Source organism: Burkholderia sp. HI2714, from assembly GCF_002223085.1.
GTDB classification, from domain to species: Bacteria; Pseudomonadota; Gammaproteobacteria; order Burkholderiales; family Burkholderiaceae; genus Burkholderia; species Burkholderia lata_D.
This window is the reverse complement of the sequence record NZ_NKFM01000020.1, coordinates 111,181-128,815: the sequence shown is the minus strand read 5'-3', so window position 1 is coordinate 128,815 and position 17,635 is coordinate 111,181. Positions and strand designations below refer to the sequence as shown.

18 protein-coding genes are annotated in these 17,635 nt (G+C 67.2%); 12 read left to right on the top strand and 6 right to left on the bottom strand.

The window, feature by feature from the left end:
- Positions 1-108 precede the first annotated feature (108 nt).
- The 3 genes from CFB82_RS10035 (at position 109) to CFB82_RS10025 (ending at position 2,545) form a co-directional block, all read left to right on the top strand.
- Complete coding sequence (locus CFB82_RS10035; protein ID WP_089484046.1) at positions 109-1,125, top strand: zinc-binding alcohol dehydrogenase family protein; 1,017 nt, start codon at positions 109-111, stop codon at positions 1,123-1,125.
- A gap of 159 nt (positions 1,126-1,284) precedes the next feature.
- The gene (locus CFB82_RS10030; RefSeq protein ID WP_089484063.1) at positions 1,285-1,836 is read left to right on the top strand and encodes a DUF6013 family protein; all 552 of its coding nucleotides are present in this window, start codon (positions 1,285-1,287) and stop codon (positions 1,834-1,836) included.
- A gap of 235 nt (positions 1,837-2,071) precedes the next feature.
- Positions 2,072-2,545 carry a PliI family lysozyme inhibitor of I-type lysozyme gene (locus CFB82_RS10025; RefSeq protein WP_089484062.1) on the top strand — a complete coding sequence of 158 codons (474 nt, stop codon included), beginning with the start codon at positions 2,072-2,074 and terminating at the stop codon, positions 2,543-2,545.
- A 41-nt stretch (positions 2,546-2,586) separates the two neighbouring features.
- On the opposite strand, the gene CFB82_RS10020 is transcribed toward CFB82_RS10025, so the two are convergent.
- Together CFB82_RS10020 and CFB82_RS10015 are read right to left on the bottom strand one after the other, a co-directional pair.
- Complete coding sequence (locus CFB82_RS10020; protein ID WP_069248077.1) at positions 2,587-3,390, bottom strand: ABC transporter permease; 804 nt, start codon at positions 3,388-3,390, stop codon at positions 2,587-2,589.
- Positions 3,387-4,088 carry an ABC transporter ATP-binding protein gene (locus CFB82_RS10015; protein ID WP_089484045.1) on the bottom strand — a complete coding sequence of 234 codons (702 nt, stop codon included), beginning with the start codon at positions 4,086-4,088 and terminating at the stop codon, positions 3,387-3,389. The genes CFB82_RS10020 and CFB82_RS10015 overlap by 4 nt, the downstream gene beginning before the upstream one ends.
- A 152-nt stretch (positions 4,089-4,240) precedes the next feature.
- Between CFB82_RS10015 and CFB82_RS10010 the strand changes: the two genes are divergently transcribed.
- On the top strand, positions 4,241-6,538 hold the full coding sequence (locus tag CFB82_RS10010; protein ID WP_089484044.1) for an AsmA family protein: 2,298 nt from the start codon (positions 4,241-4,243) through the stop codon (positions 6,536-6,538).
- Between the two features lie 6 nt (positions 6,539-6,544).
- Here the strand turns inward: CFB82_RS10010 and CFB82_RS10005 are convergent, their stop codons facing one another.
- Complete coding sequence (locus CFB82_RS10005; protein ID WP_089484043.1) at positions 6,545-6,997, bottom strand: lipocalin-like domain-containing protein; 453 nt, start codon at positions 6,995-6,997, stop codon at positions 6,545-6,547.
- A 169-nt stretch (positions 6,998-7,166) separates the two neighbouring features.
- On the opposite strand from CFB82_RS10005, the gene CFB82_RS10000 reads away from it, so the two are divergent.
- The 6 genes from CFB82_RS10000 to CFB82_RS09975 all read left to right on the top strand — a co-directional run bounded on the left by CFB82_RS10000 (position 7,167) and on the right by CFB82_RS09975 (position 13,899).
- Positions 7,167-8,759 (top strand): ABC-F family ATPase, encoded by a 1,593-nt coding sequence (locus CFB82_RS10000; RefSeq protein WP_069248073.1) that lies wholly within the window; start codon positions 7,167-7,169, stop codon positions 8,757-8,759.
- Between the two features lie 243 nt (positions 8,760-9,002).
- Positions 9,003-9,752 carry an FkbM family methyltransferase gene (locus CFB82_RS09995; RefSeq protein WP_089484042.1) on the top strand — a complete coding sequence of 250 codons (750 nt, stop codon included), beginning with the start codon at positions 9,003-9,005 and terminating at the stop codon, positions 9,750-9,752.
- Complete coding sequence (locus CFB82_RS09990; RefSeq protein ID WP_089484041.1) at positions 9,753-10,745, top strand: phosphotransferase enzyme family protein; 993 nt, start codon at positions 9,753-9,755, stop codon at positions 10,743-10,745. It begins immediately after the preceding gene.
- A 1-nt stretch (position 10,746) separates the two neighbouring features.
- Positions 10,747-11,625: a 4Fe-4S cluster-binding domain-containing protein gene (locus tag CFB82_RS09985; RefSeq protein WP_089484040.1), complete on the top strand. Its 879-nt coding sequence runs from the start codon at positions 10,747-10,749 to the stop codon at positions 11,623-11,625.
- Complete coding sequence (locus tag CFB82_RS09980; protein WP_089484039.1) at positions 11,622-12,683, top strand: asparagine synthase-related protein; 1,062 nt, start codon at positions 11,622-11,624, stop codon at positions 12,681-12,683. Before CFB82_RS09985 ends, CFB82_RS09980 begins: the two co-directional genes overlap by 4 nt.
- A 7-nt stretch (positions 12,684-12,690) precedes the next feature.
- On the top strand, positions 12,691-13,899 hold the full coding sequence (locus tag CFB82_RS09975; RefSeq protein WP_089446083.1) for a glycosyltransferase: 1,209 nt from the start codon (positions 12,691-12,693) through the stop codon (positions 13,897-13,899).
- Here CFB82_RS09975 and CFB82_RS09970 read toward each other — a convergent pair.
- Positions 13,856-14,545, bottom strand: coding sequence for a cephalosporin hydroxylase family protein (locus tag CFB82_RS09970; RefSeq protein ID WP_089484038.1), 690 nt, complete (start codon positions 14,543-14,545; stop codon positions 13,856-13,858). The two genes, CFB82_RS09975 and CFB82_RS09970, sit on opposite strands and share 44 nt — an antisense overlap.
- Before the next feature lie 25 nt (positions 14,546-14,570).
- Here CFB82_RS09970 and CFB82_RS09965 point away from each other — a divergent pair, with 25 nt between their 5' ends.
- Positions 14,571-15,536, top strand: a complete 966-nt coding sequence (locus tag CFB82_RS09965; RefSeq protein WP_089484037.1) for a phosphotransferase — start codon at positions 14,571-14,573, stop codon at positions 15,534-15,536.
- A gap of 12 nt (positions 15,537-15,548) precedes the next feature.
- Here CFB82_RS09965 and CFB82_RS09960 read toward each other — a convergent pair whose 3' ends face one another.
- Together CFB82_RS09960 and CFB82_RS09955 are read right to left on the bottom strand one after the other, a co-directional pair.
- Positions 15,549-16,124 carry a polysaccharide deacetylase family protein gene (locus CFB82_RS09960; protein ID WP_089484036.1) on the bottom strand — a complete coding sequence of 192 codons (576 nt, stop codon included), beginning with the start codon at positions 16,122-16,124 and terminating at the stop codon, positions 15,549-15,551.
- An 85-nt stretch (positions 16,125-16,209) separates the two neighbouring features.
- The gene (locus CFB82_RS09955) at positions 16,210-16,758 is read right to left on the bottom strand and encodes a hypothetical protein (protein WP_089484035.1); all 549 of its coding nucleotides are present in this window, start codon (positions 16,756-16,758) and stop codon (positions 16,210-16,212) included.
- Between the two features lie 285 nt (positions 16,759-17,043).
- Here CFB82_RS09955 and CFB82_RS09950 point away from each other — a divergent pair, with 285 nt between their 5' ends.
- Positions 17,044-17,523 carry a DUF2501 domain-containing protein gene (locus tag CFB82_RS09950; protein WP_089484034.1) on the top strand — a complete coding sequence of 160 codons (480 nt, stop codon included), beginning with the start codon at positions 17,044-17,046 and terminating at the stop codon, positions 17,521-17,523.
- Positions 17,524-17,635 lie beyond the last annotated feature (112 nt).

Sequence of the window (17,635 nt, the reverse complement as noted above, 5' to 3'; positions counted from 1 at the left end):
TGAAAATGTTTCAGGAAATATAGCGCTTTTCTCGAATGATCGGGTTGCCTACGATGACGTTCATGGGGCTGCGCCGCGGCCCACAGGTTTCCTTGAAGGAGTGTCGTGATGAAAGCCGTTGGACTGACCCGTTATCTGCCGATCGACGACCCGCAAGCGCTGCTCGACGTGGAACTGCCGCAGCCCGTGCCGGGCCCGCGCGACCTGCTCGTGAGGGTCGAGGCGATTTCCGTGAACCCGGTGGACACCAAGGTGCGCGCGCCGAAGCCGCAGGTCGAGGACACGCCGCGCGTGCTCGGCTGGGATGCGGCCGGCACGGTGGTCGCGGTGGGCGCCGACGTCACGCTGTTCCGGCCCGGCGACGAAGTGTTCTACGCGGGCAGCATCACGCGGCCGGGTGCGAACAGCGAATTCCATACGGTCGACGAGCGGATCGCCGCGCTGAAGCCGCGCACGCTCGATTTCGCCGCATCCGCCGCGCTGCCGCTCACCGCGCTGACCGCATGGGAGGCACTGTTCGACCGGCTGCGTGTATCGCCGCAGGGCGCGGACGCCGGCCAGTCGGTGCTGATCATCGGCGGCGCGGGTGGCGTGGGTTCGATCGCGATCCAGCTCGCGAAGGCGCTCGGCAAGCTGCACGTGATCGCAACGGCATCCCGGCCGGCGTCGGCCGAGTGGGTGCGCTCGCTGGGCGCGGACGCGGTGGTCGACCATTTCGGCGACCTGCCCGCGCAGCTGCGCGAGGCCGGGTATCCGAACGTCGACTACGTGCTGATTTTCAACGACACGGATCGTCACTTTCCGGCCGCTGCGGAGGTCGTCCGGCCGCAGGGCGGCATTTGCACGATCGTCGAGAACGACAAGCCGGTGCCGGTCGAACTGCTGAAGGCGAAGAGCGCGGCGTTTCACTGGGAATTCATGTTCACGCGTGCCATGTTCGAGACGCCGGACATGATCGAACAGCACCGGATCCTCGGCGAAGTCGCGCGGCTCGTCGACGGCGGCACGCTGCGCACGACGCTCGGCGAGCAGCTCGGCACGATCAACGCGGCGAACGTGCGGCGCGCGCACCAGTTGCTCGAGGCCGGGCGTTCGATCGGCAAGCTCGTGCTGAGCGGCTTCTGAGCCGGCATCGCACGTAAGGTTGCGGCGCCGCGAACGCAAGCGGGGTAACACCCGATGCGTTTGCGGCGCACTGCATGCCGCTTGGCGTTAGACTGGCAGCGCATCATGCATCGAAAACCGCGCGGCACGCGCGTGCCGCCGCATACCAAGGAGGTCAGCATGAGCCAACGCAGCTTGTCAGTCGCCGCAACGTGGTCGGTCGTGTTCGCGGCGGCGTGCGTCAGCGCGAGCGTATTCGCGGCGCCGCCGGTCAAGGGCAGCCTGAAGGGCGGCGGTACCGGACAGCTCGAATACACCGTCAAGGTCGACTCGAAGACCTTCGGCAATACGCAGGAGACCCGCAAGATCCGCTCGGGCGAGACGGACGACTTCAACTGGAAGTCGGTGCCGCCGAGCGGGGCGGTCGCGATGCCGGAAGGTTGCCCGAACGCCGAGAACCTGCCGCGCGACGAGAACGGCGCGATGGTGCGCCAGACCCAGGTGCGGCTCGCGCCGTCGATCGACGCGAAGGGGATCGCCAACGTGCAGTTGAGCTTCCAGGCGGCCGCGCCGAAAGGCACGCGCAACGTGACGGCCGGTGGCAAGTCGCTGCAGTGTCCGGACGTCGTGTCGGTGAGCCAGGTGAAGTGGGTGTCGATCTCGACCAACGGCGGATCGAAGTCCGTCACGATGAGCGATGGCACGAAGGTGACGGTGTCGATCAAGCGTTGAACGGCGCGGGCGGCCCGGCGTCGGAGCCGGTGCGCGCGCAACGGATTCGACTTGCTGCGAAACCTCGCGGCGGCACGTGACCGTTTCGTGTCGCCGTCACAATGCTTTCTCGCGACCTGCTTCAACGGCATGGCAGCCGTTCGCCGTGCGACAGCGTCGCAAAGCGACCCGCATGACGTCATGCGAATGTCACGCTATGCTCGGCCGCATCATCACCTTCCTGTCACGACATCCGATGAAATACCGAATGCGCGCGCTGTTGTGTGCCCTTGCGTTCGTCGCCGCGCCCGCGCACGCGGCCGACGATTGCGGGTTCGTGAAGAAAGTCGAGCTGCCGTCGCGGCAGCAGGTGGCGGTCGTGTCGAGCGGCGCACTCGAACCGTGCTCGACCGGCAGCTACGCGGTGCGCGTGTATTCGACCGCGCATGCCGCCCCCGGCTTCGATACCGACGATTACGTGACGGGCGTGCTGCATGCGCGTGATGGTACGGTTACCGATGCATTCACGGCCGACCTCGGTGCACGTGCGCCGCAGGCGCTCGTCGTGACGACGCGCTCGGCCGGCAGCGGCGGCTATGTCGGCGCGCAGGCCTATGTGACGACACCGCGTGCGGTAAGGCTCGTCGCGTCGGTCGACGGGCTCGCGCCGGACGCGGACATCGCAGCCGCGTTGCGGCAGGCGCTCGGCAAGCGCCGCAGCGCGCGCTGACTGGCGAACCGCGCGAGCGCATCGCGCGATGGCGCCGCGTGTCAGTGCGCGCGTTCTTCGAGCCGCGCCGCGAGAAAGCGGTGATCCGCCGAGAACAGCCGGCGATAGGTCATCAGCACCGCGCCGACCGTGCCGAGCGCGGAGGCCGCGGCGATCAGGAACATGATCACGATCTGGTAGCGCACGGCCTGCAGCGGCGACTGGCCGGCCAGCACCTGGCCCGTCATCATCCCCGGCAGGCTCACGACGCCGACGACGGCCATCTGGTTCAGCGTCGGCAGCATGCCGGCGCGCACGGCCTGGCGCGCGGCGTCCTGCGCGGCTTCCCAGCGCGTCGCGCCGAGCGCGAGTGCGGTTTCGACGCGGTCGCGGCGCGCCGTGAGTTCCTCCATCATCCGCTCGACGCCGAGCGACACGCCCGTGAGCGTATTGCCGAGAATCATCCCGAGGATCGGAATCGCGTATTGCGGCGCGTACCACGGATGGATGCGGATCACGACGAACAGGCCGACCGCCGCGACGAACCAGCTGCTGAACCAGATCGACGCGATGCTGTCGATGCGCTGGCCGCGATACGTGCGCTTGCCGCGTCCCGCGCCGGCGAGCCCGGCGATCAGCGTCATCAGCGCGGTGAGCGGCAGCACGACGTACCAGTGAGGATGACCGAATACCCAGCCGAGCACGTAGCCGATCGCGAGCAACTGCACGACGGTGCGCACGGCCGCGAGCGCAAGCTTGCGGCCGAGGCCGAGCGACAGGGCCATCGAAATCGCGCCGTTGACCGCGACGAGCGCGGCGGCGATGCCGACGTCGACGAGGCTCAGGTCCTGCAGGGCGGGGCTCATTGCGTTGCCTCCGTCGGGTTGGCCACGTGCATCACGCCGGCCTGCATCACGAGCCGCATCGTGCCGATCCGCGCGGCCTGGGCCGGATCGTGCGAGATCCACATGTAAGCGCGGGCGTCGGGCGCCGCGTCGAACCACGCGCCGACGAGCGCCTCGATCGCGCGCGCCGATTCGGGATCGAGCGCGGACGTCGGCTCGTCGAGCAGCAGCACGTCGGGGTCGAGCTGCAGCACGCGCAGCAGTGCGGTGATCTGAGCTTCGCCGCCGGACAGGTCGCTCGCGCGCTTGTCGAGAAAGTCGGGACCCCGGCCGGCCTGCGCGGCGAGCGCTTCGGCGCGCGCGCGATCGAATGCAACGTCGCGATAGATCGCGAGCGAATACGGGTAGCGCAGCTGCGATTCGACGGTGCCGTCCATCTGCGCGGGGCGCTGGCGCACATAGGCGACGCTGCGCCGGTAACGCGGGATCGCGTTGCGCCGGATCCGCTTGCCGCGCCACAGGATGTGGCCGCCGTCGAGCGGATCGAGCAGCGCGAGCGCGCGCAGCAGCACGCTCTTGCCCGACCCGGACGGCCCGGTGATAGCAATTCGCGAACCCGCCGCGAGGCTGAAATCGGTCGGGGCGAGCAGGGTCTTGCCGCTGCTGGCATCGCGCCGCGTGATGCGCGCTGCATCGATGAGGCCGGTGGGGGCTGTCATGTCACAAATGAAAAAAAGCGTTAATGGCGCCGAAACGTCACCATGGCGTGCGTCATAATACCGATTGAAAAGCCGCGGGTGTCGTGCGCCGTTCGTCCACGCAAGCGGCCCGGCATGGCGCGGCAACATTTCAGAACAACAACGGAACCGCCATGACGCTAGCCCGAGCCATCGGCAAATCGGCTGCATGGATCGTCGGTATCGTCGCGGTGCTCATCGCGGCGGCCGGCGTCTTTCTCTTTATCTTCGACTGGAACCGCGCGAAGCCGTGGGTCAACGAGCAGGTCACAGCCGCACTCGGCCGCCCGTTCGCGATCAACGGCGACCTGAAGGTCGGCTGGCGCCGCCCCGACGGCGAAACCGGCTGGCGCGCATGGGTGCCCTGGCCGAGCTTTACGGCCACGCAGCTCGAGATCGGCAACCCCGACTGGGCGAAGATGCCCAAGTTCGTCACGCTCGACGCCGCGCACTTCGATCTCGCGATCCTGCCGCTGCTCGCGCATGAAATCGTGATCCCGTCGATTGACGTCGTGAATCCGGCCGTCGACCTCGAGCGGCTTGCCGACGGCCGCAACACGTGGACCTTCCAGTTCAAGCAATCGTCGCAGCCGTCGCCGTGGAAGGTGCGCCTCGACAGCTTCGGCTTCGCGAAGGGCACGGTCACGTACCGCGACGCGATCACGAAGGCCGACCTGACCGTCGCGATCGATACGCTCGGGCAGCCGATTCCGCTCGGCGACGTGCTGAAGGAGCAGGAGCAGACATCGCGCGCGGCATCGGCACAGCGTGTCGGCAAGCATGGCGCCGCGCAGTTGAGCGCGAAGGCCAACGCGGAAGCCGCGTCGAGCGCTTCCGCGGCGCAGGCCGCGAGTGCGGCGTCGGCCACCGGTGTTTCGGCCGGGTCTGCCGTGGTGTCGGCTTCGGCTTCGTCGTCCACCGCTTCGGCATCGGCTGCTGCTGCCGCGTCTGGTGCAAGCGGCGCAAGCAGCGTTGCAGCGCCCGCGAAGCCGTCCGGCCCGACCTATGCGTTCGGGCTGAAGGTCGACGGCCGCTACAAGAACGTGCCGATCAGCGGCACCGGCAAGCTGGGCGGCGTGCTCGCGATCCAGGACGCGTCGCGGCCGTTCCCGTTGCAGGCCGACGTGAAGGCCGGCGACACGCGGCTCGCGATCGTCGGCACGCTGACCGATCCGAGGCATCTCGCGGCCATCAACCTGCGACTGTGGCTGCAGGGCACGTCGATGTCGCACCTTTACCAGCTGACCGGCATCACGCTGCCCGATACGCCGCCTTACGCGACCGAAGGTCGGCTGATCGGCAACTTCAAGCGGAAGGCCAGCACCTTCCGTTACGAGAACTTCAACGGTCGCGTCGGCGGCAGCGATCTCGGCGGTACGCTCACCTACGAGCAGCGCGAGCCGCGACCGAAGCTGTCGGGCGAGCTCGTGTCGAACCTGCTGCAGTTCTCCGATCTCGCCCCGGTGATCGGCGCGGATACGGCCGCGAGCAAGGCCAAGCGCGGCGACACGACGAAACAGCCGTCGGGCCGCGTGCTGCCGGTCGAGACGTTCCGCACGGACCGCTGGCGTGCGCTCGATGCGGACGTCAAGTTCACGGGTCGCAAGCTGGTCAAGAGTTCGGACCTGCCGATCACCAACCTGTACACGCACATCGTGATGACGGACGGCGTGTTGTCGCTCGAGCCATTGCAGTTCGGCGTCGCGGGCGGCACGCTCGCGACGACCGCGCATCTCGACGGCAGCGGTGCGCCGCTGAAGGGCCGCTTCACGGTGGCGGCGCGGCACCTGAAGCTCAAGCAGTTGTTCCCGGCGCAGAAGGTCATGCAGTCGGCGCTCGGCGAGATCAACGGCGACGCGTCGCTGTCGGCGACCGGCAACTCGCCGGCCGCGCTGGCCGCGACGTCGACAGGCGAGGTGAAGGCGCTCGTGACGGATGGCCGCATCAGCCGCCTGCTGATGGAAGCGGCGGGGCTGAACGTTGCGAACGTCGTCTACGAGAAGCTGTTCGGCAACAACGACGTGAAGATCAACTGCGCGGCGATCGACTTCGTCGCGACCAACGGCATTCTCGACCCGAAGGTCTTCGCGCTCGATACGGACGACGCGCTGATCAACGTCGACGGCCCGATCAGCCTGCGCGACGAAACGCTGAACCTGAAGATCCATCCGCACACGAAGGGCTTCCGGATCTTCTCGCTGCGCTCGCCGCTGTACGCGAAGGGCACGTTCAAGAACCCGGACGTCGGCGTCGATGCGGGTGCGCTCGCGCTGCGCGCCGGCGCAATGGTCGGCCTCGGGCTGATCAACCCGTTCGCGGCCTTGATTCCGCTGATCGCGCCGAGCAACAACCGCGACGTGCCGTGCTCGGAGCTGTTCGGTCAGATGAATGCGAAGGCGGCACAGCGGGCGGCGGCGAAAGCCGGCAAGTGACGGGCGTCAGCGGCCCGCGCGCACCCAGAGCAGCACGGCATCGACTTCCCGGCCGTCTATCCGTACCGGGGCGGCCGTGCCGAGCTGCAGGCGATCGCCGTCGAGCCTGACGGCGCGCTGCTGGACGTTGCCGAGCCAGTTCGGGAACAGGCTGACGTCCATTTCGTGGGTCAGCGTGCCGTCGTCGGAGACCTGAAAGGGGCCCGAATACGCAATGTAGCCGCCGGCGGCCGCCGCGCGCTCGTTGGCGGTGCCGCCCTGCAGGTCGCCGTCCGCGTAGGGCGGCCGGCCGGCGGCCATCAACTGGGCGGACATGTAGCCGTCCGGCGTGTACAGGATCCAGCCGCGCGCGTCGCGGCCGAGCGGATAGGTGACCGCGCTGCCGTCGCGCGGGCGGACTTCGTAGGACAGGAGGCGCCATGCGCCGACGAGTTGTTCGCGAAGCTGGCTGGCAAGCATGCGGGATTCCGGTAAGACGGCGGTGGGGCGCGTGCCGTCGTGTTGGCGGGCCGCCGGGCGGCATGCGGGGGGCCGGAAATGCGCTGCCGGAACGGCGTGGTCGGCAGTTTCTCCGACACCTGCTAAAATACACGGTTTTCCGTCGATTTATCCTTTAACGGGACCTGCCGTGCTTTCTACTGCCAACATCACGATGCAATTCGGGCCGAAGCCCTTGTTCGAGAATATCTCGGTCAAATTCGGCGAGGGCAACCGCTATGGTCTGATCGGCGCGAACGGCTGTGGCAAGTCGACGTTCATGAAGATCCTCGGCGGTGACCTCGAGCCGAGCGCAGGCAACGTCGCGCTGGAGCCGAACGTGCGTCTCGGCAAGCTGCGCCAGGACCAGTTCGCGTACGAAGACGTGCGCGTGCTCGACGTCGTGATGATGGGCCACACCGAAATGTGGGCCGCCATGACCGAGCGTGACGCGATCTACGCGAACCCGGAAGCCACCGACGACGACTACATGCACGCCGCCGAGCTCGAAGGCAAGTTCGCCGAATACGGCGGCTACGACGCCGAGGCGCGCGCGGGCGCGCTGCTGCTCGGCATCGGCATCGAGGAGAAATTCCACAACGGCACGATGAGCGACGTCGCGCCGGGCTGGAAGCTGCGCGTGCTGCTCGCACAGGCGCTGTTCTCGAAGCCGGACGTGCTGCTGCTCGACGAACCGACCAACAACCTCGACATCAACTCGATTCGTTGGCTCGAGCAAACGCTCAACGAGTACAACTCGACGATGATCATCATCTCGCACGATCGTCACTTCCTGAACTCGGTGTGCACGCACATGGCCGACATGGACTTCGGCACGCTGAAGGTCTGGCCGGGCAACTACGACGACTACATGCTCGCCTCGGCACAGGCGCGCGAACGCCAGGCTGCGGCGAATACGCGTGCGAAGGAGCGTGTCGCCGAACTGCAGGACTTCGTGCGCCGCTTCTCGGCGAACAAGTCGAAGGCCCGTCAGGCGACCAGCCGTGCGAAGCAGATCGACAAGATCAAGATCGAGGAATTCAAGCCGTCGTCGCGCCAGAACCCGTTCATCCGTTTCGAGTTCGAGAAGAAGCTGCACAACGTCGCGGTGGTCGCCGAAGAGATCACGAAGAAGTACGAGCGCACGATCTTCCAGAACTTCAACCTGTCGGTTCAGCCGGGCGAGCGGATCGCGATCATCGGCGAGAACGGCGCGGGCAAGACGACGCTGCTGCGTTCGCTGCTCGGCGCGCTCGAGCTCGAGCACGGCACGGTGAAGTGGTCCGAGAACGCGAACGTCGGCTACATGCCGCAGGACACGTACGAGGAGTTCCCGAACGACATCACGCTGATGGACTGGATCGACCAGTACCGCAAGGACGGCGACGACGAAACGATGGTGCGCGGCACGCTGGGCCGCCTGCTGTTCACGTCGGACGACATCAAGAAGTCGGTGAAGGTGCTGTCGGGCGGTGAGAAGGGCCGCATGATCTGGGGCAAGCTGATGCTCGGCCGCCACAACGTGCTGCTGATGGACGAACCGACCAACCACATGGACATGGAGTCGATCGAGTCGCTGCAGATCGCGCTCGAGCAGTTTGAAGGCACGCTGATTTTCGTGTCGCACGACCGTGAGTTCGTGAGCGGGCTGGCGAACCGGATCATCGAAGTGCGTACGGATGGCACGCTGTTCGACTTTGGTGGGAATTACGAGGAGTTCCTGACGAGTCAGGGGCAGGAGTAATTGTCCTGACGCTTCCGTTCATGTGTTGCGGCCGGGCAGTGGTACGAAGCCGGAGCGCATAGCAGCGCGAAGCCGTGAGAAACGCATCGGGCCCGCATCGACAGTATTGTCGATGCGGGCTTTTTCATTTCCGCGCCAGTGAAGCCGGCGGTGTCGCGAATCGGAGTTTCCTCCCCTCAATCGACTTCGGGTAAATTACGCTCCGAATACCACCCTCAATTCCGACCCGGAGCCGCTCCCTCGATGCAGGACCATCCTTTCCCGCTCGACCTGTCCGGCCTTGCGCCAAGCCTGTATGCGCAGGGCACCGAGGAGGGCATCCTGGCGCGCCTGATGGAACGGATCGCGCCGACCAACCGCTTCTGCGTCGATATCGGCGCAAGCGACGGCCTGCGCAACAGCAACACCGCGCGGTTGCTGCGCGAACAGGATTGGTCCGGCGTGCTGGTGGAAGGCAGCGCGTACCGCTTCGGCAAGCTTGCCGCGCACTACGCGGGCGCGGACCGCGTTCGCTTGCATCACGACCGCGTTCAGCCCGACACGATCGACACGTTGCTCGCCGATGCCAACACGCCATCCGATTTCGACCTGCTGTCGATCGACATCGACGGCAACGACTACTGGGTCTGGCGCGGCCTGCAAGCGTTCCAGCCGCGCATCGTCGTGATCGAATACAACCCGTACTACACACCGCCCGAGCGTTGGGTCATGTGCTACAACCCGGACCACGAATGGGACGGCTCGACGTATTACGGCGCGAGCCTCGAATCGCTCGTCCAGCTCGGCCGGCAGAAGGGCTATGAACTCGTCTGCTGCGACGACATGGGCAACAACGCGTTCTTCGTGCGGCAGGACCTGTATCCGCTGCTCGGCATCGCGAACAACGATCCCTCGGTGCTGTTCCGCCCGGCGATGTACAAGGTGCGCTACGTCGGGCACAACACGTTCCTGAGCGGCCATCCGTATCGATACGGGCCGGCCGAGCGCATCTGAATGGACTCGCTCGCCGCGACCTTCGACGAGATTCGCGATGCCTATGCGCTGGGCCGAAGCGGGCCGCCGCGCCAGGTCGGCGAACGCGTGTGGCACCTGCCGACCGATGACGGCGGCGTAGCGGTCAAGCTCTACGCGTCCGGGCATCATGCGCGTGCGGCCAAGGAGGCCGCCGTGCTCGCGCACTTCGAGACGCATGGCGATGCGCGTTTCCATGTGCAGACGCTGAAACGCACGACGTCCGGCGAGCCGCTGTGGACGGGCCAAGGCTCCCACGCGATGCTGACGTACTGGGAAGCCGGGCAGTTCAGAACCTACGACACGTTTTCGCCGGCCGAATGGGATGCGCTGGGCGCGAGTCTGGCGGCGCTGCATCTGACCCTCGAGCAGCTCCATTTGCCGCAGCTCGACACGATCCGCGCACGCCTGACCGCGATCGACGCGGACGCAGTGCGCCGCAGCCTGCATGACGCACTCGATCGCGCACGCGCGAACCACGCCGCCGACAACCTGCGCCGCTACGTCGATCTCGCGCTGCGCCTGCTCGACCGCTACTATCCGGGCAGCATCGACGCGTTTCCCGCCGACGATCCGCAGCACCCGATCCACAATGACTACAACCAGTTCAACTATCTGTTCACGGGCACGCAGCCGCCGCTCATCCTCGACTGGGAAGCGTCGATCGGCGCACCGCGTGAATACGAACTGGTGCGTTGCCTGAACCATCTGCCGCTGCAGGCGCCGCATCTGGCGGAGGCGTTCGTGCTGGCCTATCGGCGGACCCGGCCGGTCGATCCCGCGCGCATTGCCTGGGCGGTCGATGCCGCGTGTCTGCAGCACGCGCTCAAGCTCTGGATCGTGCAAGGCTGGCTCGACGATCCGTCGCGCTTTGCATCGCATCTGAACGGCGCGGTGACGATGGCCTCCGCGATGGTGGATGCGCGCGACCGTCTGGTCGAATTCTTTTCCCGTTGCATGGAAGCAGGACGCTGAAGTGAATGCAAATCTGAACCGGATGTCGAATCCGACGCCGCCGGCCGAGCGGCAGCATGTGTTTCCGCCGCCGCTGGATCGCGATTACCGTGTCGAAGACGGACGCGTGCTGACGCGCTCGCTGGAAGCGCATATCGTCGATCACTGCAACCTGACCTGCGCGGAATGCTGCTCGCTGTCGCCGCTGCTGCCCGAGTGGTATGCGCGCCCCGAATCGATCGAGGCCGATCTGCGCAAGGCGGCGAAGGTGCTGCGCCCGCGCATGTTCAAGCTGGTCGGCGGCGAGCCGCTGCTGCATCCGGCACTCGTCGAACTCGTCCAGCGCGTGCGCGCCACGGGCATCGCACCCGTGATCTCCGTGACGACGAACGGCCTGAAGCTCGGCGAGATGACCGACGCGTTCTGGCAGGCGGTGGATGCGCTGACGATCTCGCGCTATCCGAAGCCGTCGCTGTCGCCCGACCTGGTCGCGCACATCGAGCGCCAGGCCGCGCGCTTCGACGTGCGCCTGAACTGGAAGGTGCAGGACGTGTTCACGACGATGAACCGCGCGCAGCCCGGCACCGATCGTGACGAAGCGCAGCGCCTTTATCACGATTGCTGGATCCGCGAGCGCTGCCATATGATTCGCGACGGCATGTTCTACACCTGCACGCGTCCGGCGCATTTCCATACGCTCTACAAGGGCGAGAAGGAATTTCAATCCGACGGCCTGCCGCTGCGCGACGACGCTGGCATGCTCGACGCCATGCTCGCCTATCTGCAACGCGAGGCGCCGCTCGAAGCGTGCCTGCATTGCCAGGGCGGCAGCGCACCGGTGGCGCCGCATCGCATCCTCAAACGCATTGAAGTGGACGACTTGAAGGCTCGTTATCCATGATCGTCGGCACGCGCGACCTGTTCGGCTTCGACCGGCTTCACTACCATCCGCGCAGCGGTGCGGCGGCGTCCGGCATCCGGGCCGTCCTGCACGCGTCGGGGCAACCGGCAGGCGAGCCGGACGCGGCGGCCATCGCGGGTTACCTGAGCGGCGAGCGGCTGGTCGGCCACACCGTATTGCGCGACGTGCGCGCGGTGCCGCCCGGCCATGCGCTAATCCGTTCGCCGCAAGGGCTCACCGTGCAGCCGGTACCCGGGCAGCCGCAGCATGCCGATCTGGAAACCGTGCTGCGCGCATCGCTGCAGCGCGCGCTCGACAGTGGCAAGCGCGTCGCGCTGGCGCTGAGCGGCGGGCTCGATTCGGCGCTGCTGCTCGCGTTGCTGCGCGATCTCGGCGTGCAGCGGCACGTGACGTCCTACGTCCTCGTGACCGACATGCCGGACTATTGCGAACGCGATGCCGCACTCGAACTGGCCGCGCAGATGCAGGCGAACGTGAAGATCGTGCGCGCGAACGAGGCCGATTTCGTCGCGGCGCTGCCGAGAACGACGCATGCGGTCGAGGAGCCGATGTTCAACCTGCATCCGGTCGCGAAGCTGCTGCTCGCCGAGGCGATGGCCGCGGACGGCGTCGAGGTGGCCATCACCGGCGACGGCGCGGACCAGGTGCTGCGCCGCGATCAGTCGGCCAACTATCTGCCGCTGTGCCATGCGCTGTTCGATGCGGCGTCGGTCGACCTGCATCCGCCGTTCGTCGACGCTGCCGTCGTCGCGCATCTGACGAGCATCGCGCCCGACCCGGACAAGCAGTGCCTGCGCGATCTCGGCGCGCGCCTGAACCTGCCGGACCGTCTCGTGCACGGCCCCAAGCGCGGACGGCTCGCCCCGGCGATGGATCTCGCGGCGCTGCTCGATCGCGACCGCACGCACGCGCTGGCCGACACGCTCGGCCTGGCCGCGCCCACGCTGCAGGCGGATACCGAACGCGTGCTGTGGACGACGCTATCGCTGATCCTCGATCATTTTGACCACCTCGATGCCGCGCATCGCCCAACCTGAATCGTTCATGAAACGCATCCTGTTCTGCGTGGTGCCCGAAAAGGGGCACGTCAATCCGTGTATCGGCCCGGCCCAGCATCTGCGCACCGCCGGGTGCGACGTCGCGTTCTATGCGCCGGCCGACATCAGCGCACAGCTCGACGGTGCCGGCGGCTTCGAATTCGTCGGGCCGCGCGAGACGCCCGAGCGCCACGACCTGTCGCGCGGCGCGAGCTTCGCGGCGAACATTCGCGACGCGGACTGGCTGCGGCACTGGATCCGCACGCTGCTGATCGATCTCGCGCCCGCGCAGGTGGACGGCATCCGCGCGGTGCTGCGCGACTGGCGGCCCGACGTGGTCGTGATCGATCCGCTGCTCTATGCGGCGGCGATCGCCGCCGAACTGGAAGGGCTGCCGTGGGTCTCGATGTCGAATTCGCTGAATCCGGTGTTGCCGGACGATCTCGATTCGGAACTGCTGCGCACGGTGCGATGGCTCACGCCGGAACGCACGCGACTGTTCGCGCGCTACGGGCTCGACGCGCGTTTTCGCGGTTGCGACATCCTTTCGCCGCACCTGACGCTCGCGTTCACGACCGACGCGCTGGTCGGTGCGCCGCCACCCGGTGTCGAGCTGGTGGGGCCGGCAATGCCGTCCGGCCCGCGCGGCGACGAGACGCCGTTCCCGTGGGAACGCCTCGATGCGGATCGTCCTTTGGTCTACATGTCGCTCGGCAGCCAGCTTTACTACCATCCCGATGTGTTTGCGAAGGTCATCGAGGCGACGCGCGCGACGTCGGCGCAACTGGTGCTGTCGGTGGGTGAACTGGTCGATTCGGATTTGCTGCCGGCCGACGACGAGCGCGTGGTCGCCGTGCGTTACGTGCCGCAACTGGCGCTGCTGCAGCGCACGCACGCGTTCGTCAGTCATGGCGGCGCGAATTCGGTGATGGAGTCGCTTGCGTGCGGCGTGCCGATGCTGCTGTCGCCGTTCTGTAACGACCAGTTCCATTCGGCGCACTTCGTCGAGCGGGCCGGCGCGGGGTGCGTGCTGGATCTGCAGCAGGCCGGCGTGGCGGACATTGCCGGTGCGCTCGAACGCCTGTTGCGGCCCGGGACGCTGCGCGAGCAGGCGGCGCGGATCCGCGCGAGCTATGCGTCGCGCGACGGCTCTGCCGAGGCGGCGCGCCTGATCAGCGCACTCGCTTCAGGAAACCGCCAGGCGACAGCGTCATGAGGACGCGGTCCTCGATGTCGTAGTCGACCTCGAAGCGGTTGTCGCGAGCGAGGAATTCATGCGCGGCGGTGGCCGGGTTGTTGCCTTTGCCGTACGGCTTGCCGTCGAACATCGACGCGGGCAGGTACTCCATGATGGTGTCCATCACGATTGCATAGCTACCGGGCGTCACGAGCGGCGCATAGCATTCCAGTTCGCGCAGCACGTGCGCATGGGTGTGCGTGAGATCGAGGATCGTCATCACGCGCGCGCCGTCATCGATCTGTGCGCGCACCGATGCGAGCGTGTCGGCCGCGCATGATTCGCCTTCGATCAGCGTCATGCGGTGGGCGAGCCGGTGCGATTGCAGGCGCTGCCTGACCTCGTCGCGCAGGCGCGGCTCGATCGCGACGACACGGCCGCTGTCGCCGGCCAGTTCCAGCATCGACGCGGAGAATACGACGCCGCCGCCCGCCGCGATCCCGGTCTGCACGATGCAGTCGGGACGCTCGCGCCAGATCAGCTCCTGGAGCGCGAGCATGTCGCCGGGCAGGTGGAAGAAGCGCTCGCCGAGCCAGCGCGTCTGGAACAGATGGTCGAATTCGGCGGCACGCGTCAGCCATTCGATATTGATGTCCCGCATGCGGGCCGAGGGACGTTCTGACATGGTCAATGCAACGAGTAGGAGTGACGTGAAAACGCTGGAACCGTGGCTTCACCGGTACTGGAACATCGAGCCGGCGCATTTGCAGGCGCTGGCGTCGGGCCATACTAACAAAGCGTATCTCGTCGAGTGCGATGCGGGGCGCGCGGTGCTGCGCGTGTCGTGGTCCGGCAAGGCGGTCGAGCAGGTGCATCGCGAGGCGGCGATACTCGGCCATCTCGGCCCCTCGCGTACGGCACCGATGCTGCCTGCGCTACCGAAGCTGCGGCCGACCGTGGAAGCACAGTCCGGTGTGCAGCTGCCCGATGGGCGCTGGCTGCATCTGTTCGAGCATATCGACGGCCGCCCCGGCCTGCCGGACGATGCGGAGGCGGGTGCGATCGATGCGATGCGTGCACTCGCGCATCTGCATGCGGCGATGGCGGCGATACCTGTGACCGAATCGGCGCCGCTGGCCTGGCTGTCTGCGCGCCACGCACGTGTAGCGGCGCGAGCGGCGCCGTCGTTGCCGGGTGACTTGAGCGGCCACTACGAGACGATGATGCGTCGGATCGGCGCACATCTCGACGCTGCTGCCCGCTGGCTGACGGGGGCGGTGCACTGGCTGCACGGCGACTATCACGCGGGCAACCTGCTGTACGTGGGGCGCGCGGTGAACGGCGTGCTCGATTTCGACGATGTCGGGCAGGGCGCGCAGTGGCTCGAAGCGGCTTTTGCGCTGTTCGCGCTGTCGCGCGATGCGGTCAGGGACGATGGCTTCGTATTCGATGCGCGGCGCTGGGACGCCGGCCTGCAAGCCTATGCCGCGACGCGGCCCGATGATGTGCCGGACTGGATGCACGACCGACGCGATGCGCTGATGGCCCTGTTCTGCGCGGACCAGACGCTGATCCATCTCGAAGCCGCGCAGCGCGGCCTGTGGACACCGGGGCCCGGCATCGGCTTTCTCGGCGGCTGGTGGCAGTTGCTCGGTGGTGCGGCGCCGGTACGCTGACCGGCTGCTTTTTCAGCGCGGCCGATTCAGGAACAGGCGCACCGCTTCGACCGTATGGGGCCGCGCCTCGCCGTGCCGCGATCCGTCGTGCATGCAGAACAGCACGTCATGTTGCCGTGCCGCGCTGGCGTCGACGTGCGCGCACATCGCGTCGAACAGCGCCTGCGGCGACGGCGCGGGCCGCTGCCAGTCGTCCAGTATCGCGGTCCATCCCGTGTGTTCGCGCCGCAGCCGCGCCAGCACGCCGGCGCGACCGTCCTGCGGCATCAGGCCGTAAGGCAGGCGCAATGGAATCGTGTCCGGAGCTGGAACGCCGGCGCGGCGATAGGCTTCGCGAATCAGCGCATCGGTTGCGTCGATTTCGTCGATCAGGGCGTCATCCGCGAGCGCGCCCGGCCTTGCGTGCGAATGCGTGTGATTGCCGAGTAGGTGGCCTTCGCTCGCCATTCTTGCCGCGACGTCGAGTGCGCCTGCGAGATTCTGGCCGAGCAGGAAGAAGGTCGCCTGGCAGGACGCGGCGTACAGGACATCGAGCAAGGAGGGTGTCGAGGGACCGGGCCCGTCGTCGAAACTGAGGCGAATGGACATCGCGGATGGGTGCGCCGTTCGAGGTGTACCGGACGAACGATAGCGCAAGTCGCGGCGAGCGGCGGCCGGCGCTCTCATCGTTCGGCTACTGGAGCGGCTCGATCGCCAGCGGACAGGTGCCGATCCGGCGCAACTGCGTGCCGGTCCATTCATAGAAGAACCGGGCGGCCTTCGCGCTGTTGTCGTCGCATTCGTCGTTGAAGCAGCCCGCGACGATCAACAGCCTGCTGCCGGGGCGGAAATCGACTCGCGCCTCGTCGTTGCCCATCACGCCTGCGATTTCCTGCACGCCGGGCATCGTGTACGTCGCGCCCGTGTACTTGTCGGCGATCGCGAAATTCCGGCAATCCGTTCCGCAACCCCAGGTCGCGACCCGGTAGTGGCCGGCAAAATTGGCCGGTTGCGTGAATTCGTCGCGAATGACGGTGCGGTAGAGGCGGGCTTCCCTGGTGGTCAGGCGTGGTGCCGCGGCCGGCTTGCGCGGCGCGCTTGCAGCGCGTGCCGGATAGCGGTCGAACGAAGGCGACGGGCATGCGGCGGCCGCCGTGGCCGTCGCCGCGCGGGCAGTGCCGGAGCCGCACAGCAGCGCGGCCGATGCGCCGGCGATCAGCAGAAAGCGATGAGCAAGCATCACGCGAGCATCCTTCAGGTTCGGGAGTGGGATCGGGCCGGAGGGTCCGAACGGCCGGCGACGACGATTCTATGACGCTTCACGCGCGCCGGCGACCTGGCGCAGCGATCGCGAGCCTGCGTCAACCCGACGTTCCGCACGTGGCCCGTCGTCAAGCTTTGTCAAATTGTGGCGATATCACGATGCCTGACGTTTCAGGCCGCCTTCGAAGGCTGTCCTGCACGGGTCGATTGAGTATCCTTGGATTCGATTCGCGGTACTCATGCCATCACAACCGGGAGGCTTCACATGAATGCACGTCTATACCGCGCGACCGTTGCCGGCGCGCTGATCGGATTGCTCGCGCCGTTTTCGCCGGCGCATGCGCAGTTGGGCGATGTCCTGAAGCAGGTCGGCGGTGGTGGCGACTCAGGCGGCAGCGCGGGCGGTGCGCTCGGCAATCTCGGCGGCCTCGGCGGTGCATTGACGGGCGGGGGCGGTGCATCGCTGATGCCGGGCAGCACCGGCAACGTCGCCGGCCTGCTGCAGTTCTGCATCCAGAACAACTATCTCGGCGGGGCGTCCGGCGGCGCGTCGTCGGTGAAGGACGCGCTGATGGGCAAGCTCGGCGGCAATGCGTCGTCCGACAGCGGCTATACCAGCGGCGCGAGCGGGGTCCTCGACGCCGGCAACGGCAGCAAGCTCGACCTGAGCGGCGGCGGCCTGAAGCAGCAGGTGACCAAGCAGATCTGCGACAAGGTGCTGACGCAGGCGAAGTCGCTGCTGTAAGTGTCGCGGCGCGTGGCGGCGCAGGGGGCGGTGCGATGCGTACCGCGCCCGTCGATCATCGCGACTGCCACGCGCGCATCGACGAACAGACGGGCGGCCGCGCGATGCCGCG

What these genes read in the sequence shown, in the direction of transcription:
- CFB82_RS09995 (WP_089484042.1), top strand. Translation starts at nt 9,003, where the DNA reads ATGCAGGACCATCCTTTCCCGCTCGACCTGTCCGGCCTTGCGCCAAGC.
- CFB82_RS10010 (WP_089484044.1), top strand. Translation starts at nt 4,241, where the DNA reads ATGACGCTAGCCCGAGCCATCGGCAAATCGGCTGCATGGATCGTCGGT.
- CFB82_RS09970 (WP_089484038.1), bottom strand. Translation starts at nt 14,545, where the DNA reads ATGTCAGAACGTCCCTCGGCCCGCATGCGGGACATCAATATCGAATGG.
- CFB82_RS10030 (WP_089484063.1), top strand. Translation starts at nt 1,285, where the DNA reads ATGAGCCAACGCAGCTTGTCAGTCGCCGCAACGTGGTCGGTCGTGTTC.
- CFB82_RS10005 (WP_089484043.1), bottom strand. Translation starts at nt 6,997, where the DNA reads ATGCTTGCCAGCCAGCTTCGCGAACAACTCGTCGGCGCATGGCGCCTC.
- CFB82_RS10015 (WP_089484045.1), bottom strand. Translation starts at nt 4,088, where the DNA reads ATGACAGCCCCCACCGGCCTCATCGATGCAGCGCGCATCACGCGGCGC.
- CFB82_RS10035 (WP_089484046.1), top strand. Translation starts at nt 109, where the DNA reads ATGAAAGCCGTTGGACTGACCCGTTATCTGCCGATCGACGACCCGCAA.
- CFB82_RS10025 (WP_089484062.1), top strand. Translation starts at nt 2,072, where the DNA reads ATGAAATACCGAATGCGCGCGCTGTTGTGTGCCCTTGCGTTCGTCGCC.
- CFB82_RS09975 (WP_089446083.1), top strand. Translation starts at nt 12,691, where the DNA reads ATGAAACGCATCCTGTTCTGCGTGGTGCCCGAAAAGGGGCACGTCAAT.
- CFB82_RS10020 (WP_069248077.1), bottom strand. Translation starts at nt 3,390, where the DNA reads ATGAGCCCCGCCCTGCAGGACCTGAGCCTCGTCGACGTCGGCATCGCC.
- CFB82_RS09950 (WP_089484034.1), top strand. Translation starts at nt 17,044, where the DNA reads ATGAATGCACGTCTATACCGCGCGACCGTTGCCGGCGCGCTGATCGGA.
- CFB82_RS09990 (WP_089484041.1), top strand. Translation starts at nt 9,753, where the DNA reads ATGGACTCGCTCGCCGCGACCTTCGACGAGATTCGCGATGCCTATGCG.
- CFB82_RS09980 (WP_089484039.1), top strand. Translation starts at nt 11,622, where the DNA reads ATGATCGTCGGCACGCGCGACCTGTTCGGCTTCGACCGGCTTCACTAC.
- CFB82_RS09960 (WP_089484036.1), bottom strand. Translation starts at nt 16,124, where the DNA reads ATGTCCATTCGCCTCAGTTTCGACGACGGGCCCGGTCCCTCGACACCC.